Here is a 16,628-nt window from a genome sequence, read left to right as displayed (position 1 = left end):
TATCATGATACGCGATTGAGCCGCTCCTTTTTCCACATGCGCGCCATACCTCCTGCTTCCCTCCCCCCTATACCGTCAGCGTTCGACGCGTGGCGCTGGCTCGCAATCTATGTCGTCGTGTCGGGTGCACTGTACTTCTGGGTCACACACGCGCCGATGGCACCCGTGGCGCTGTTGCGTCCGGGGCCATACGATGCGCTCATTCCGCGCGTGTCCGCCAGCGTGCCGCTTTATTTGAGTTACGCGCTCGTGATGCCGTCGATCGTCTGGTTCGGCCGAGGCCGAAATTGGCTGCTGCCCGCGTTTTTTGCGGGTGCGCTTGCCGCAGGCTTGTGTATCGTCAGTCATCTGTTGTGGCCGACTGCGGTGAGCCGCTCGCCGGCTGCGACAGGATGGATCGCGTGGCTGTATCGGATCGACACGCCGCTCGCCGCCAGTCCATGCGGGCATGTGGCGCTGCCTGTGGCTGTAACGGTGGTGTTGGCTGCGCTACGTGTCCGTGCGGCGCGCTATTACGCTGCGTGGAGCGCAATGCTGGCGCTCACGGTCTTGACGACCGGACAGCATCTGCTCGCGGACATGCTCGCGGGGCTCGCACTCGGTATTGGCGTGGGCGGTGCGACGACCGTGCTCATTCGTCTCGACGTTGACCTGCGTACGGCCGCCGCATTGCTGCTGGAATGGCTATGTATCGTCGTGACGCTGCGAGTTGCGTTATCAGTGGGGCATTGGGGAGGCTATCTCGTCGCGGCCGTGGTTGTCGCGACCCGGCAACACGCGTTGTTCATTCTGTATCACGACGCGACGCACTATCATTTGACCCGCCGCCGTTTCGCGAACGACTTTCTGATCAACCTGGCAATCGGCGTACCGGGACTCGTGCCCATCGAATTTTATCGCCCGCTGCATCTCGCGCACCATCGACACGTCGGGACTTCGGAAGATCCTGAGCGGAATTATCTGTATCACGCGCAGCCATGGAAATTCGCGCCGCTCGACACACTCCCGCTCGTCCGGCAACTGCTCGGTGATTTGTTCCTGGTCAACATGGTGAAAAACATGCGCGCATACCGGCGTGCGAACGGGCGTGGCGCGTCCATGTCACGGCCGCTGCTTGCGGCGATAGCGACATGGGGCATCCTGCTCGTGCCGCTCGTGCATGCATGCACAGTACGCGAACTGCTGACGCTTGCGACGCTCTGGTTCGTTCCTCTCGTGACGATCGGGGCGCTGGTGCAGAAGATCCGGAGTATTGCGGAGCACAGTGGCGGGCCGGGTGTCACGGCTGGCTGGAATGACTGGACTTATTCGTGGCGCGTCGGGTTGGTGGGCCGCTTCTTTATCTGGCCGTACAACATCAACTATCACCAGCAGCATCATCGCGAACCCGGTGTGGCATGGCATCGCTTGCCTGGATTGCGTGCGTCCGACGAGCCGGTTATGTGTTCGCGGCAATTGCTTGCATTGCTCTGGTCGGGTGCTTCGCGCCGTGGTGGTCAAAGATAGAAATAATCTCTTCCACGACGCGATGAAGTTTCTCATCGGTCCTGGAGCGAAAGATCGGCGCGATCCGTTGCGATCCGTCTGACGCTTGCCGCGCAGCCCTTGTACGCGGATCGCGTCAGTCGACGGGTTACGTCGCGCCCCGCGAAGCTCGCGTGCTGGCGTGGCGCGACGACGTGCTGTCGCAGAGCGGCGCCGACGGGGCGAGCATCACGCGTTTCGGGCTGCAGTCGGGCTTCTCCAATGCCGATGTCGCGTATTTCGCGCGGCTGTTTCGCCGGCGTTTCGGTGTCACGCCGTCACGCCGTCTCGATGCGGCGATGCGGAACATGCGGAAAGCGATGCGTTTCGATAGCCACTGCCGGGCAGGAGCGCGGCGGCGGCGCCGAACCGGCACCGCCCCTTCGCCGTCCGCCCCGGCTACCCGACCGCAGACAGAACATGCCCAAGTCAGAACCGCGTACTGAACCCGATCCGCGCGATCGACTGCTGCGCGCCGCTCGATGCGCCGTCGGCATCCATCACGCCGTTGATCTGCGCGCTGCTGCCATGACCGGCTCGCTGATGAACGCCCGCGACGTACACCATCGTGCGTTTCGACAGCCAGTACTGGACGGCAGCCAGGAACTGGTGTGCGTGCGCATCGTCGAGCGTGTCGTTGCCTTTCATGTACGTGTAGCTCGCGCCGACCACCCACGCGGGCGACGGGCGCCACGCGGCACCTGCTTCCGCCGACCATGCGCCCGCGCCGTTCTGCGCGTTGCGCACGGTCGTGAAGAGCGCCTTTGCGGTGACCGTGCCGACCGTGTAGTGCATGCCCGCGCCCCAGTTGCGCACGCTGGTGGGCGGCCGCCCGCCGGCCGCGCTGTATTTCTGGTTCGTATAGGCGGCGCCCGCGCCGAACGGGCCGTTGTCGTAGCTTGCGCCGACGCTGACCGTGTTGTTCGCGCCGACCGACCCCGCGACGTTGCCGAAGCCGTACAGCGCGCCGAACGTGAGGCCCGCCAGCGACGGGCTCGTGTACTTGACCGAATTCGCGACGCGATTGCTGCCCGCGACGCGGTCCCAGTCGAAGGCGCCGGTCGGGTTGTTCGGCAGCGCGAGCTTGTCGAACGGCCCGTTGCGAAAGCCGTACAGGCCGACGAGATCCTGCGCGATCTCGTTGCCGCTCGCGGCCAGCGAATCGACCATGAACTCGTACTGATTGCCTAGTGTCAGCGTGCCGTAGCGATCGTTCTGCAACCCGACATAGGCGGTGCGGGCAAACAGCCCGCCGCCGATGATCGACCCGTTGCCGAGCGAATACTGGTTGACGAGCCGGAAGATCGCACGCGTGCCCGCGCCGAGATCCTCCTTGCCTTCGAAACCGAGCAAGTTCGGAAAGAAGATGTTGTCGTCGAATTTCGCGGCGCCGTGGCCGCCTTGATTGCTGACATAGCTGATGCCGGCGTCCATCAGCCCGAACATCGTCACGCTGCTCTGTGCGAACGACGCGGCGGGAATGGCACATGCCGCGAGCGCCAGAAGGGTCTTTTTCGTCATCTCCAATGTGCTCCTCACATGTTTCAGATCGGGTCGGATATTTTTTGATTGGACTACTGATTAGTATGAGCAAACCTGAATCGGCCGAGGTGCCGATTCGACCGCGGCCGAAGAAAGCCGCGGCCCGCGCGCACTGCACTAGACCGTCGAATACCCGCCGTCGACCGGCACGACCGCACCGGTCACGAACGACGCACCGGGCGAGCACAGGAACAGGATCACGTCCGCGACTTCGTCGGCCGTTCCCCAGCGCCCGAGCGGCGTGCGCTCGAGGATGCGCCGCGACGCGTGCGTGTCGGCCATCAGGCCGCGGCTGAGCGGTGTATCGATCCAGCCGGGCGCGACCGCGTTCACGCGGATGCCGCGATCGGCCCACGCCTGCGCGAGCGAGCGCGTGAGCTGCGCGATGCCGCCTTTGCTCGCGCTGTACGCGGGGCGGTCCTTGCTGCCGAAGTACGTGTACATCGACGCGACGTTGACGATGCTGCCGCCGTGCGCGGACAGCGCTGGCCGGGCGGCGTCCGATGCGCGCATCACCGACGTCAGGTTCACGTTCAGCACGAGCTCGAACTGGTCCATCCGGTATTCGTCCGCGTGCCGGCTGATGCCGACGCCGTTGACGAGCACGTCGAGCCGCGGCAGCGCCGCGATCGTGCGCGTCAGCGCATCGCTGTCGGTCACGTCGAGTTCCACACACCGGATGCCCGCATGCACGGGCGCATGCGGGCCGGCCGCATCGAGCCCGAGCGCGACGACCGACGCGCCCGCTTGCGCGAACCGCAGCGCCGTGCGGGCACCGATGCCCGACGTGCCGCCCGTCACAACGACGGACCGGCCCTCAAACGTCCACTGACGACTCATGCTCGATGCTCCCGGTGAGGTGTGCGCGACGGGCCGGCCGCTGCGCGGGTGAAACGAGGATCTTGATCTGCGTGCGATCGGCGAGCAGTGCGTCGAAGCCGTCGGTGATGGCGTCTTCGAGCGACACGGTGCGCGTGACGATCGACGTGAGGTCGAGCGCGCCCGATGCGACGATACGCAGCAGGTCTTCGTACGCATGCCGGTAGCCGACGCTTGCCGTGAAGGTCAGCTCGTCGTTGACCGCGCGGAACGCGTCGAAGCCCGCATGCGGCATCAGGCCGACCATCACGACGCGGCCGCCCTTGCGCAACGCCCGCATCGCCGATTCGAACGTGGCCTGCAGCCCGGCCGCTTCGAAACTCGCGTCGACGCCGAGCCCGCCGGTGGCCGCGCGGATCGCGTCCTGCAGCGCCGGTGCGTCGTACGCCCGCGCATCGAACGCATGCGTCGCGCCAAAGCGCGTGGCTGCCGCGAGCCGTTCGGGCGATACGTCGACGGCCACGATCGTGGTTGCGCCCTGCAGCTTCGCGAGCGTGATCAGCAGCAGGCCGATCGGCCCGAGGCCGAATACCGCACAGGTTTCGCCGAGCCGCAGTTGGCCGCGGCGCAGCGCGTGCAGCGCGACGGCGGCCGGCTCCATCACCGCGGCCTGTTCGAGACTCACGTCGTCCGGCAGACGATGCAGCATGTAGGCCGGCACGACCGCGAAGTCGGCCATCCCGCCGTCGCCCATCAGTCCGGCGAAGCCCATCGACACGCACAGGTTGTACGACCCCGACCGGCAGTACGCGCACTGGCTGCAGCGGTATTCGGGTTCGACGGCGACACGGTCGCCCGCGCGCAGTGACGTCACGTCTTCGCCGACTTCGACGACGGTGCCGCAGAACTCGTGGCCGAGCGTCAGCGGCGCGGTGCGGCGCGACAGCGGATGCGGTGCGTCGACCGGGATCGCATGCGGGCCGTCCGCATATTCGTGCAGGTCGCTGCCGCAGATCCCGCAATATGCGACCGCGATGCGCACGTCGCCGGCGCCGACGCGCGGCGTGTCGATTTCCACGAGACGGACGTCGCGCGGGCCATGCCATTGAAGTGCGCGCATGTCAGCGTCCTCCGAGGTTTGGCGTGTCGAGGCGGCCGGCGGCGCCTGCGGGCGCGCGCTTGCGCAACACGGCGGGCGCGGTTTCGACGAGGCCGAACGACAGCACGCACGCGAGGATCGCGCCGGTGGTCGACGTCCACATCGCGAACTGCAGGCCGTACCTGTCCGCCGCGAAGCCAGCGACGGTCGGCGCGACGAAGCCGCCGATCAGCTCGCCCGCGCCCATGATCAGCCCGAGCGCGCTCGCGATTGCGCGCGGCGGCACCGTCTCGGCCGGGATCGTCGCCATGAACAGCGTGAAGCAGCCGAGGCCCGTGTAGGTGACGAACACGAGCGCGCCGAGCGCCCAGACCGAGCCGACGTGGATCATCACCATCGGGCATGCGGCCGCGATCAACGCGAACACGATCATCGTCGGCTTGCGGCCGATCCGGTCGGAGATCGCCGGCACCGCGAAGCCCCAGAACACCCACGCGGCGCCGAGACAGGTCATCACGACGCCCATGTCGGACGGCGACAGGTGGCGGCTCTCCACGAGGAATACCGGCGCGAACGAGATGATCACGACGAACCACGTGAGAAAGAAGCAGCTGATCAGCACGCAGAGCAGGATGTTGCGTTCCTTCAGCAGTGCCCAGCGGCTGACCGCGGCGCCGCTCGCGGCCGCCGCGCCGGCGGTATCGGCCTGTGCGTGCCGCACGCCGCCGGGCGGCACTTCGCGCACCCAGCGCCAGATGCAGAACGCGATCAGGAAGCCCGGAATGCACGACACGTAGAACGCTTCGCGCCAGCCGTACACGGTCGCGATGCCGATGACCACCGGCGGCCCGATCATTGCGCCGAGCAGGCCGGCGGCGGAGCCTTGCAGCAGGCCCATGTTCAGCCCGCGGCGGCTGGGGGTCGAACTCTCGACCATCAGCGACTGCGACAGCGGCAGCACGGGGCCTTCGGCGATGCCCATCAGCGCGCGAAACGCGATCAGGCTCGCGAAGCCGCCGACGAGCCCGGACAACGCCGAGCACACGGAAAAACCGAGCACGGCCGCGACCAGCAGCGGCTTGCGCGTGCCGCGCGCGTCGGACCACGCGCCGGTGGCGGCGCCCGACAGCGCCCACGTGAGCGCGAGCGCGGACGACACCATGCCGAGCTGCGCATTCGTCAGGTGCAGCTCGGCCGACATGAACGGGAACAGGAACGACAGCGCGAGGCGGTCGAAGAACACGAAGCCGAACGTCATGAACAGGATCAGCAGCAGCCTGTTCTCGTACGTCCAGGCGGATCGGGACGAAGAAGCGGATGTCATGGCGGGCCTCGTCGCGCGTCAGCGGAACAGCTTCTCGATCGCGTGCGCGCCGAGGCCGACCTTCTCGTAATGCGCCTTGCACATCGCGATGTACGAATGCACGTCGAAGTAGCCGTCGGGATTGCCTGCTTCGTCGAGCCAGATCAGCGGCCCCTTGACGATGAAGAACGCGCGCATCGGTTCGGGGTGGTCGAACGCGACGAGCGTGTGGCCCTCGCCCGGTGTCTCGTACACGAAATCGCCGCGCGTCGCAGTCCATTCGTGCTCCAGATAGCCCCATTTCCCTGACAGCGTGTAAGCGAACACCTCGTGCGGGTGATAGTGCCGGTTCACGAGCCCGGCTTCCTTGGCCATCAGGATGTCGCACCATTTGTTCTGCGACGGCGAGATCCACAGCGGCCGCGACGAAACCGTTTCGGTAAACGGAACGTAATAGCGTTCGTCGTCGGTGGCCGCGTTCGCGATGTACGCTTCGGGCAGCGCATCGGGCTTGAACGGATTGGCAATCGGCGGAATGTTTTGCCAGAATTCGGATACGGCTTTGTCGACCACGGCGTGTCTCCTTGTGTATCGGTTGTCGTGGGCTCGACTTTAGCCAGCCGGTGCGCGCCGCTCTTGACTGGGCGGGACGAATTGCTTGCCCGCGCCGGACATTGCATCGCACCGGAATCCAGACGAACCATCCCCCAATCCGCGCCGCTCCGCACGACAGGCGCCCGCAGGAGGCGACGTGACGAATTCGACCGTTCTTTCACGCACGCGAGGCTCGACGGCCGACGTGCCGGCGCGCGACAGGATGGCGTACTGGGACGCGTTCAACGCGGCGACGCTGGTCGGGTTGCGTTGCTCGTCGCTTTCGCCGGCCGGGCTCGAGGTCGAGAAAACCGACATCGCGCTGCCGGGCCTCGGCGTCGCCGACATCAGCGGGCAGGATCACGTGATCGAGCGCAGCCCCGCGCTGGTGCGCCAGTTGCCGAAGGAATCGCTGTTCGCGTGCCAGATCCTGAGCGGGCGCGCGTATTTCATCCAGCGCGAGCGCTGCCTGCTCGCGGAAGCGGGCGATGTGGTCGTCTACGACACGCGCGTGCCCTATCTGTTCGGATTCCTGACACCGATGCGGCAGTTGCTGATCGATATTCCGGTCACGACCTTCGACGACCGGCTCGATGCGGAACTGGCCGCGCTGCCGCTGCGGATCGCGCCGAAGCCCGGCGCGGGCGCGATGCTCGGCACGACGTTGCGCGCGAGCGTCGAGCGGTTCATGAAGGAGCCGCTCGAGCGCGACGCCGCGCGCTTCGCCGAACACACGCGCACGCTGATCGCCGAGCTGATCGATGCGGAGGTGAACGGCGCGGGCGCATCGCGTGCGTCGCTGTCGTACCTGCTGACCGCGAAGCAATACATCGCGACGCATCTCGGCGATCCGGAACTCGGGCCGCAGGCGGTCGCCGACGCGGTCGGGCTGTCGCTGCGGCATCTGGGCCGGCTCTTCGCGGCCGAAGGCGAATCGATCACGCAGCACATCTGGTCGGAACGGCTGTCGCATGCGCATCGCGAACTGACCGATGCGCGGCTGCGCAAGACGAGCGTCGGCGAAATCGCATTTCGCTGGGGCTTTTCGAGCCAGGCGCACTTCAGCCGTGCGATCCGCGAGCGCTACGGCGCGTCGCCGATGGCGCTGCGCGACGCGGCGCGCGCGAGCGGTTGAACCGAACGCGGGTCGGATGCGGCTGCGGCGGCGCGTGAATCACGCGCCGCTTTCGCTTTCGGCGCGGGGCCGCGTCACGCCGCCAGCATGAACTCGGCGCAGCGCTCGGCGATCATGATCGTCGGCGCGTTCGTGTTGCCGGACACGATGCGCGGCATCACCGACGCATCGCAGATCCGCAACCCGTTGACCCCGCGCACCGCGAGGCGCGGCGTCACGACCGCGTGCGCGTCGTTGCCCATCCGGCAGGTGCCGGCCGGGTGATAGACGGTTTTCGCGCGGTGCCGCACGTAGTCGGCGAGGGCCGTATCGGTCAGCGTCTCGGCTTCGCGAACGATGCGCGCGAGCGACGGCGCGCGGAGGATCTGCCGTGCAAGCGCGACGCCGCGCACGAGCCCGTCGACGTCGGCCGGATCGGACAGCGCGCCGCTGTCGAACAGGATCGGCGCGGCCGGATCGTTGCCGCGCAGTCGCACGGCACCGCGCGAGCGCGGCCTGAGCAGGCACGGGTTGATCGACAGGCCGTGGCCGGGCAGCGGTGCGCGATCGACGTCGCCGACGAGCGTCGGCAGCACGTGGAACTGGATGTCCGGGCGGCCGCTGCCGGTCGTATCGACGAATGCGCCGGATTCGACGACGTTCGACGTCAGCAGGCCCGTGCGGCACAGCATCCACTGCAGCCCGTGGCGCAGCGCCTTCAGCCCGCGATCCTCGCCCAGCAGGCTGACCGGCGCGTGACTGCGGCCGTAGATCGACACTTCGAGGTGGTCCTGATAGTTCGCACCGACGTCGCGGCTGTCGTGCAGCACGTCGATGCCGTGCGCGTGCAGGTGCGCGCCGGGCCCGATACCCGACAGCATCAGCAGCTTCGGCGTGCTCAGCGCACCGGCCGCGAGCACGACGTCGGCGCGCGCGGCGGCCGAACCCGTCGCGCCGCTTTCCGTGCGCCATTCGACACCGGTCGCGCGGCGGCCGTCGAACCGGATGCGCGTGACGCGGCAGCCGGTCAGCACGCGCAGGTTCGGGTGGCCGATCGCGTCGGCGAGATAGGTGGCCGCGGTGCTGCCGCGTTGTCCGTCGAAGATCGTCGTGTGATAGAAACCGACGCCGTGCTGCGCGGCGCCGTTGAAATCGTCGTTGTACGCGATGCCGGCTTCCTGCGCGGCCTTCACGAACGCGAGGCTCAGCGGATGCCGGAAGCGCGTGTCGCCCACCTTCAGCGGCCCGTCGGTGCCGTGAAACGGCTCGGCGAGCCGCAGATGCGATTCGGCGCGCTTGAACACGGGCAGCACGTCGTCCCAGCCCCAGCCGGTGCAACCTAGCGCGGCCCAGTCGTCGTAGTCGTCGCGCGTGCCGCGCACGTACAGCATCGCGTTGACCGAACTGCCGCCGCCGAGCGTGCGGCCCTGCGGCACGTAGGTCTTGCGTCCCGCCGCCCCGGGCTGCGGCTCGCTTTCGAACGTGACCGTGCGCCGCGTGCCGAGCACGCGGATGAACGTCGCCGGAATCCGGATGAACAGGCTGTCGTCCTTCGGGCCGTCTTCGAGCAGCAGCACACGCCTGCCGGCCTTCACCAGCCGGTGCGCGACCGTGCAGCCGGCCGAACCGCCGCCGACGACGATATGGTCGTACGTCTCCATCCCGCTTCTTCTCCTTGCAGTCGGGCGGCGAAACGAATGCCGCCGCGCAGGAAGCCAGCTTAGCGAGCGGGTTGCGGGCCGATTTGACCGGGACGGACGCCGTGCTTGCCTCGCACGGACACGCTCAAACGTGACGACGGGCGGACTATCGCGCGTCAGCCGGCGCCGGCGCGGGCGCGCGCGTCTCGCTCGGCGTCTCGCCGAAGCGAGCGCGATAGCTGCGGCTGAAATGGGCGCTGTTGTTGAAGCCCCAGCGGAACGCGATCTCGCTGACCGTCAGGTGCCTGAGCGACCGGTCGCGCAGGTCGGCGCGGCAGCGTTCGAGCCGCCGCGCGAGGATGTAGCGCGTGAGCGGCATCCCTTCGATCTCGAATACGCGCGCGAGCTGGCGCGGCGACAGGTTGATGGCGCGGCTGACCGACCGGCTGTCGAGGTCGTCGTCGGCGAGATGGCTGTCGATGAACGCCTTCGCGCGCGACAGCGTATGCACGGTCGACTTGGTCGGCGACGCGTCGCCGTCGCGTAGCCGCAGCGTCGAGCGCACGAGATCGAGGATCGCGGCGGCGCGCCCCTCGCGCGCATCGGGCGTCGGTTCCGTCGGCGCGGCGAGCAGCGCATAGACCTGTCGCATGGCCGACGACGCGATACCGTCGTCGCGGTCGATCTTGACGAGGCTGCGGTAGCGCCACGGGCCGACGCGCGCTTCGAACACGTCGCGCGGCACGTCGAGCACGGTCATCGCCATGTCGGCGGGAAAGCCGTGGCCGTACGGCATCGACGTGTCGTACATGACGAGGTCGCCGGGGCCGTGCTGCATGCAGTCGACGTCCTGGAACGTATAGCCGTGCCCCGCATGCATCAGGCAGATGAACACGGCGTCGCGCGGGTCCACATGGATGGTGTGCGGCGTGCGCACGACCGCGTGCCGGTTCGCGACGATGTCGCACGCGCCGAACAGCCCGAGATCGCGCCTGCGCATCGACGCGTCGATGCCTTCGGACGACTTCCCGCTGCATTCGATCCGCACGAGCGTGCGCGCGACGTGGTCGACCCAGAAGTCGACGCGCTCGGCGCCGCGTACGGCGCGCGTCGACACCGTGACGCTCTCCGTGCTGGTGTCCGGCATGACGTTCTCCCAATGACCGCCTGAGCGGCGCAGTCTCGGGCACTCCGAACGGCGCGGTCAATCCGTGAAAGACCCGGGACGGGCGTGTGACGCGCGTGCAGCGGGGCGCTGCGGGCGGACGCGCGATCGATGTCCGGCCGGGTCAACGGAAGCGGCCGTTTCAGTCAAAACATCGATGCGATTTTGGGTTAGGTCGTGCCGGTTTACTTCGATGACGACGATTGGAGCCCGAGCGACACGTCCTGCTCGTCGCCCATCTTGCCCCGCGGAACGCGACGCTGCCGTGGCCGGGCCGCCGCGCATCCGCGCGGACTGTGCAAATCGCGCGATCGTGTCGGCGGCCCGCTACCGTCGGCTTCAGCCCGCGCTGGCCGCGTCGATCCGTCGAATGTCGTCCTCGTCGAGCTGCACGCGGATCGCATCGCCGAGCGATTTCAGCTGCGCAAGCGACGTCGCGCTCGCGATCGGCGCGGTGATCGTCGGCCGTGCGATCTGCCACGCGAGCGCGATCGCGGCCGGTTGTGTGCCGTGCTTCTCCGCGGCCGCGTCGAGCGCCGCGAGAATGCGCAGCCCGCGTTCATTGAGATAGCCGGCGACGCGATCGCCGCGCACGCTCTTCTTCAGGTCGGCCTCGCTGCGGTACTTGCCCGACAGGAACCCGCTCGCGAGCGCGTAATAGTTGACGACGCCGAGCTTCAGGTCGCGCACGACCGGCTCGAGATCGCGTTCGTAGTCGGCGCGGTCGATCAGGTTGTATTCGGGCTGGATGACCTGGTACGCGGGCAGCCCGTCGCGCTCGCTGATGGCGGCGGCTTCGCGCAGGCGCGCGCCGCTGTAGTTCGATGCGCCGATGATGCGCACCTTGCCCGCGTCGATCAGCGTTTGATACGCGCCGAGCGTTTCTTCGAGCGGGGCCGTATCGGCGAGGTCGCGGTGCGAGAAATACAGGTCGATGTAGTCGGTCTGCAGGCGGCGCAGCGAATCGTCGACGGCCTTCAGGATGTTGTCTTTCGACAGCCCCGCGCGCGCGGCCAGCAGGCCGACCTTGGTCGCGATCACGACCTGCTCGCGCTTGCCGGAGCGCTTGAGCCACTTGCCGATGATCGTTTCCGATTCGCCGCCGTGGTTGCCGGGAACCCAGGCCGAATAGACGTCGGCCGTGTCGATGAAGTTGATGCCGGTGTCGGCGAGCGCGTCGAGCAGCGCGAACGACGCGTTTTCGTCGACGGTCCAGCCGAAGACGTTGCCGCCGAACGCGAGCGGCGAAACCTGGATGCTAGATGTACCGAGGGTGCGATGTGCCATGTTCTGCTCCGTAAGCTGCGGGTGACGGGAGGGGACTGCGGGACGTGAAGCCGGTCGCGTTGAGACGGCGAAGCGCGTGGCAGGTTCCGTCGCCGGCGCACCCACCGGCGAGTTTCGTGCGCGCGCGCCGGCATGCCGGACGAGGCGACGTCATCGCGGCGGCGATCTCCGTTCGAGCGCCGGCGCCGCCGCGCGCAAGGTACTGTATTTATTACCGATTTTCCGTGCCGAGGTAGGGAAATGACGTACGGCGTCAACGTTGTCGCGACGCGATGTCTACGATATCCTTTCATCCCAAAATCAAGGGAGGCAGCGGCCGCTGCCACACGAACGAAAAATCATTCTGAGGCGGTCATGGCTGACCTGGCGGCATTCACTCGAACCCCGTTTTTCCTGCAGGACAAACGCCTGCTCGCGCTGTCTTTTCCTCACGACGACGCGCCGTCGGTGACCGACTCGTACGGCCGGCAACGTCCGGCGCGGCTGGTTGCCGAGCGTCTCGTCGCGCACGAAGGGCTGGGGATCGATTTCACGTTCGAGGTGACGCTGCTGTCGGGCGAGGCGGGCGTCACGCTGGCCGACATGCTGGGCAAGCTGCTCGCGGTGTCGATGGTGCGACCGGACGGCGGCTTGCGTTATTTCACCGGTTACTGCACCGAGTTTTCGCTGGTCCGCAACGACGATTCGATCGCGGAGTATCGCGCGGTGCTGCGCCCGTGGAGTCATTTCCTGCTGACGCGCGTGAACAACCGCCTGTTCCTCGGCCAGTCGCTTCAGCAGCAGATCGGCACGCTGCTTGCCGACTACCAGGGGCTCGCGCCGTCGTGGGAGTGGCGCGTGCGCGGCGACGATCCGGCGCGCACGATGAACGTGCAGGGCGGCGGGCTCGGCGAAAGCGACTGGAACTACATCGTTCGCCATCTGGAAGCCGCCGGGTTCCTGTACTGGTGGGAGCACGACGAGAAAGGCCTGAAGCTGATCGTCGGCGACGACAGCACGGTGCAGTGCCCGGCCATCGACGGCCGCTCGCCGCAGATCCGCTTTCAGACGCACGACGGCCCGATGGCCGCCGACGCCATTTCGCAATGGTCCGCGGTACGGTCGTTGTCCGCCGGCAGTTACAGCGCGACGGCGTTCGACTTCAAGGCGCCGCATGCGGCCAACGCGCAGATTCCGACGCTGCATCCGTCGGGTGTCGCGCCGCAGGTCGAGCATCACGAATACGTGGGGCACTACGGCTTCGCGAAGCAAACGCGCGCCGGCGACGCGCTCGCGCGCGTGCGGATGGAAGAGATCGAGGCGACCGCGACGCGTTTCGACGCGGCCGGCAATCATCACGGCATCCTGCCCGGGCGCTGGTTCCAGCTGTCCGATCACTCCAGCGTGGCGTCGGGCAGCCCGCAGGATCACGAGTACCTGATTCTCGAAGCCCGCCACGAAGCGGCGAACAACTACCTGCAGGCCGACGGCAAGCCCGAGTATCGCAACCGCTTCGTCGCGGGCCATCGACGGACGCCGTGGCGCCCGGGGCGCGGGTTCAACAGCGAACCGGTGCGCGTGCTGGCGCCGCAAACCGCGACCGTCGCCGGCGCGAAGGGAACCGGCAGCGTCGACGTCGACGAATACGGCCGTGTCTGCATCGTCTACCACTGGGATCGTGCGGCGCAGATCAGCGCGCGGATTCGCGTGGCCGCCGGCTGGGCGGGCGGCGAGAAAGGGATGATCGCGCATCCGCGCGTGGGCAGCGAGGTGCTCGTGATGTGCCTCGACGGCAATCCCGACCGGCCCATCGTGTCGGGCACCACGTACAACGCGGAACGGATGCCGCCGTGGGCGCTGCCCGACCAGCACGTGCTGACCGGCCTGCGCAGTCGCGAGCTGTCCGGCGACAGCGGCAACGCGGCCGGCGGACGCTCGAACCACGTGCTGCTCGACGACACGCCGCAGCAGCTCCAGCTGAAGCTGCGCAGCGATACCGACGCGAGCGAACTGACGCTCGGGCACAACGTCCGCATCGACGCGACCCAGGGGCGCACCGATCAGCGCGCCCGCGGCTTCGAATTGCGGACCGACGCGCATGGCGCGGTCCGGGCGGCCAAGGGCCTGCTCGTGACGAGCGAAGCGCGCTACGACGCGCGTGCCCATGCGACCGACATCGGCGAGACCGTCGCGCGCCTCGACAAGGCGCACGACCTGCACGAATCGTTGTCGGGGTCCGCGCACGACGTGAAGGCGCAGGAGTCCGGCGATCAGGACGCCGTCCATCAGGCGCTCAGAACGCAGAACGACGGGCTGAGGGGCAGCGGCGGCAATCCGCAGCAGGGCGAGTTTCCGGAGTTCGCGCAGCCGTTCCTGGCCCTCGCCAGCCCGGCGGGGATCCTGGCCACGACGACGGGGTCGACCCACGTCGCGAGCGATCAGCATGTCGCGTTGACGAGCGGCGCCCACACGAGCATCGGCGCGGGCAAGAGCATGCTGGTCAGCGCGCAGGAGGCGGTGCGCGTCGCCGCGTTCGAGAAGGGCATCCGGCTCGTGGCCGCCGCCGCCGACATCGACATCCAGGCGCTGAAGGACAGCATCAACGTGCTGGCCAAGCTGGACGTGAAGGTCGATGCGAACCGCATCACCATCACCGCAAAAGAAGAAGTCCTGATCAACGGCGGGACCAGCTATACGCGCTGGAACGGCAGCGGCATCGTCCACGGGACGAAGGGCGGATTCACCGCGCATGCGGCGTCGCATACGTTCATCGGGCCGGACAGCCTGCCGGTGCCCGCGCGCGCGTTCCCGGGCACGGCGTGCGCGCCGTGCATGGTCAACGCGGCATCGATGGCGTCGCCGTTCGCCGCCAAGGCGTGAAGCGGGGCAGCGCATGACGAACGACCCGATCGCCGCGCAGGCGGCCGATGCGCTGCAGGCGGCGCTGGCGTCGCAGGACGGGCTGCGCGCTTACGTCCTGATCGATGGCGCATTGCTGGATACGTTGCCGGACGATGACAAGGCGTCGTGGCCCGCGTTCGTCGCGGCTTCGCTGCTCGACGCCGCCGACGACGATGCGAGAATCGTCGGACCGCTGCTGTACGAATGGCAGCCCGGCGCCGACGGTGCCGATGCCGCGGATGCCGTCGAGCCGCGCAGCATTCCGTGGCCGGCGGCGAGCGTGCTCGTGTCGCCGCTGTCGCTCGAGCGACTGGCCGCGCATCTGGCGCCGATGGTGGACGTCCAGCTCGAGCAGATGGAGAGCGTGATGCTGATGCGCTTCTTCGATCCGCGCGTGCTGCCGTTCTGGCTCGACATGCTGCCCGCCGCGCATCGCGCGTATCTGGCGCAGGGCGTGCGGCACTGGATTCACCGGGATTCCGCACTGCAGATCCGGACGGTGGAAATCGCCGCGCCCGCCAACGTCGGGCAGGCCGCCGAGTTTCCGCTGCAGTTGACCCAGGCGCAGGAGGACGATCTGCTCGCCGCCTGCTATCCGTACACGATGCTCGAGCGGCTGCGTGTCGAAAAGCCCGCGCTGCTCGCGTCGTTGCCGGCCGAGGCGCACTACGGCTTCGTGCGCGATCAACTGGTACGCTGCCGGGCGCACGGCGCCGAAAGCGCGGCGTCGCTGCTGATCTATTGCGAACTGGCGTTGCGCTACGGCGCGCGCTTCGACGAGGATCCGGCGATGGCCGTCGTGTTCGACGCGGTCGCGCAAGGGGAGGCGTTTCCGGAGGCGCTGGCGCGGGTGCCGGCGGAAGACTGGCGGCGGATGCAGGAAGCGGCCGGGTGATGGCGCGTACGCGACGCGACTCGAATGAAATCGACTGGAAGAGAAGGAAGTTCAATATGAACCGCTGCTGGATCACCCTGCTGTCCGTGATGGTTTTTTCCACGGCTGCGTGCAGCAAGAGCGTGAACGATGCCGAAAAGGACAGCCTTGCGCCCGGCGAAGTGAATAAATGGAACGACCCGAACTACGACATCATCACGGCCGGTTCCTTCAACTATACGGATTACGACATCTACGGCGTCTATCTGCTGCCGCCCGACAAGAACAGCCTCGACGATGCGGCAAGCGCCGATGGCGCGAGTGCGACGCCGCGGAGCGCGAAATACTGGACCGGCGGCGGCGGGCAAAGACCGAGCCTCGCATGGGATTTCCGCTGGAAGACCCCGAAGACGTTCAAGGTGTGGTGGGAACGCGTGGTCGACAAGCGCGCGATGGAAGCGTCGTCCTCGAACTACGACCCGTACACCCACCGGGAAACCCAGCCGGGGATGGCATGGTGCGAAGGCGAGATCACGGTCACGCGCCCGCCCGTCAAGGGCAAGAGCGGCGGTATCGTGCTGCACTTCTTCCCCGATGGCCGGGTGGAAGGCGACATGGATTTCGAAGCCGACGGCCCGGACCCGAAGGTGGCCCTGTCGAAGCGCGACGCACAGCGCAAGCTGACCGACCGCGCGTGCCTGAAGGAAATTCCCAATCCGTTCTATGGGCGCAAGAAACCGGCCCAGTGGAACTGACGCTGGACGCGTGACCGGAACAGGAGCGTAAC

At 67.6% G+C, this 16,628-nt stretch carries 14 protein-coding genes; 6 read left to right on the top strand and 8 right to left on the bottom strand.

Features of this window, described 5'->3' with window-relative positions; all coding sequences use genetic code 11:
- Nucleotides 1-15 precede the first annotated feature (15 nt).
- Together HWX08_RS19670 and HWX08_RS19665 are read left to right on the top strand one after the other, a co-directional pair.
- Nucleotides 16-1,506 (top strand): fatty acid desaturase family protein, encoded by a 1,491-nt coding sequence (locus HWX08_RS19670; protein WP_226243308.1) that lies wholly within the window; start codon nt 16-18, stop codon nt 1,504-1,506.
- Nucleotides 1,507-1,658: 152 nt separating this feature from the next.
- Nucleotides 1,659-1,970 carry a helix-turn-helix transcriptional regulator gene (locus HWX08_RS19665; protein ID WP_174920078.1) on the top strand — a complete coding sequence of 104 codons (312 nt, stop codon included), beginning with the start codon at nt 1,659-1,661 and terminating at the stop codon, nt 1,968-1,970.
- On the opposite strand, the gene HWX08_RS19660 is transcribed toward HWX08_RS19665, so the two are convergent.
- From HWX08_RS19660 to HWX08_RS19640, 5 genes are all read right to left on the bottom strand, one after another.
- Nucleotides 1,954-3,045, bottom strand: a complete 1,092-nt coding sequence (locus tag HWX08_RS19660) for a porin (protein ID WP_174920079.1) — start codon at nt 3,043-3,045, stop codon at nt 1,954-1,956. The two genes, HWX08_RS19665 and HWX08_RS19660, sit on opposite strands and share 17 nt — an antisense overlap.
- 138 nt (nt 3,046-3,183) lie before the next feature.
- Nucleotides 3,184-3,906, bottom strand: a complete 723-nt coding sequence (locus tag HWX08_RS19655; RefSeq protein WP_107310628.1) for an SDR family NAD(P)-dependent oxidoreductase — start codon at nt 3,904-3,906, stop codon at nt 3,184-3,186.
- The gene (locus HWX08_RS19650) at nt 3,884-5,005 is read right to left on the bottom strand and encodes a 2,3-butanediol dehydrogenase (protein ID WP_174920081.1); all 1,122 of its coding nucleotides are present in this window, start codon (nt 5,003-5,005) and stop codon (nt 3,884-3,886) included. Before HWX08_RS19650 ends, HWX08_RS19655 begins: the two co-directional genes overlap by 23 nt.
- Before the next feature lies 1 nt (nt 5,006).
- Nucleotides 5,007-6,308, bottom strand: a complete 1,302-nt coding sequence (locus tag HWX08_RS19645) for an MFS transporter (RefSeq protein ID WP_174920082.1) — start codon at nt 6,306-6,308, stop codon at nt 5,007-5,009.
- Nucleotides 6,309-6,326: 18 nt separating this feature from the next.
- Nucleotides 6,327-6,860, bottom strand: coding sequence for a 2,4'-dihydroxyacetophenone dioxygenase family protein (locus HWX08_RS19640; RefSeq protein ID WP_107310631.1), 534 nt, complete (start codon nt 6,858-6,860; stop codon nt 6,327-6,329).
- Between the two features lie 178 nt (nt 6,861-7,038).
- Between HWX08_RS19640 and HWX08_RS19635 the strand changes: the two genes are divergently transcribed.
- Entirely contained in the window at nt 7,039-8,016 is a 978-nt protein-coding gene (locus HWX08_RS19635; RefSeq protein ID WP_069258871.1) for a helix-turn-helix domain-containing protein, read from the top strand.
- A gap of 74 nt (nt 8,017-8,090) precedes the next feature.
- Here the strand turns inward: HWX08_RS19635 and HWX08_RS19630 are convergent, their stop codons facing one another.
- The 3 genes from HWX08_RS19630 to HWX08_RS19620 all read right to left on the bottom strand — a co-directional run bounded on the left by HWX08_RS19630 (nt 8,091) and on the right by HWX08_RS19620 (nt 12,087).
- Nucleotides 8,091-9,656, bottom strand: a complete 1,566-nt coding sequence (locus HWX08_RS19630) for a GMC family oxidoreductase (RefSeq protein ID WP_174920085.1) — start codon at nt 9,654-9,656, stop codon at nt 8,091-8,093.
- A 145-nt stretch (nt 9,657-9,801) separates the two neighbouring features.
- Nucleotides 9,802-10,782, bottom strand: coding sequence for a helix-turn-helix domain-containing protein (locus tag HWX08_RS19625; RefSeq protein WP_174920087.1), 981 nt, complete (start codon nt 10,780-10,782; stop codon nt 9,802-9,804).
- 357 nt (nt 10,783-11,139) lie between these two features.
- Nucleotides 11,140-12,087, bottom strand: coding sequence for an aldo/keto reductase (locus HWX08_RS19620; RefSeq protein ID WP_069258874.1), 948 nt, complete (start codon nt 12,085-12,087; stop codon nt 11,140-11,142).
- A gap of 354 nt (nt 12,088-12,441) precedes the next feature.
- Here HWX08_RS19620 and HWX08_RS19615 point away from each other — a divergent pair, with 354 nt between their 5' ends.
- From HWX08_RS19615 to HWX08_RS19605, 3 genes are read left to right on the top strand one after another with little or no spacing between them, the layout of a single operon-like run.
- The gene (locus HWX08_RS19615) at nt 12,442-14,946 is read left to right on the top strand and encodes a type VI secretion system Vgr family protein (RefSeq protein WP_174920088.1); all 2,505 of its coding nucleotides are present in this window, start codon (nt 12,442-12,444) and stop codon (nt 14,944-14,946) included.
- 13 nt (nt 14,947-14,959) lie between these two features.
- The gene (locus HWX08_RS19610) at nt 14,960-15,862 is read left to right on the top strand and encodes a DUF4123 domain-containing protein (RefSeq protein WP_174920090.1); all 903 of its coding nucleotides are present in this window, start codon (nt 14,960-14,962) and stop codon (nt 15,860-15,862) included.
- Between the two features lie 56 nt (nt 15,863-15,918).
- Nucleotides 15,919-16,596: a DUF3304 domain-containing protein gene (locus HWX08_RS19605; protein ID WP_069258877.1), complete on the top strand. Its 678-nt coding sequence runs from the start codon at nt 15,919-15,921 to the stop codon at nt 16,594-16,596.
- Nucleotides 16,597-16,628 lie beyond the last annotated feature (32 nt).

This window comes from Burkholderia metallica (genome assembly GCF_902832845.1).
Lineage (GTDB): Bacteria > Pseudomonadota > Gammaproteobacteria > Burkholderiales > Burkholderiaceae > Burkholderia > Burkholderia metallica.
This window is presented reverse-complemented; position numbering and strand designations above follow the sequence as displayed.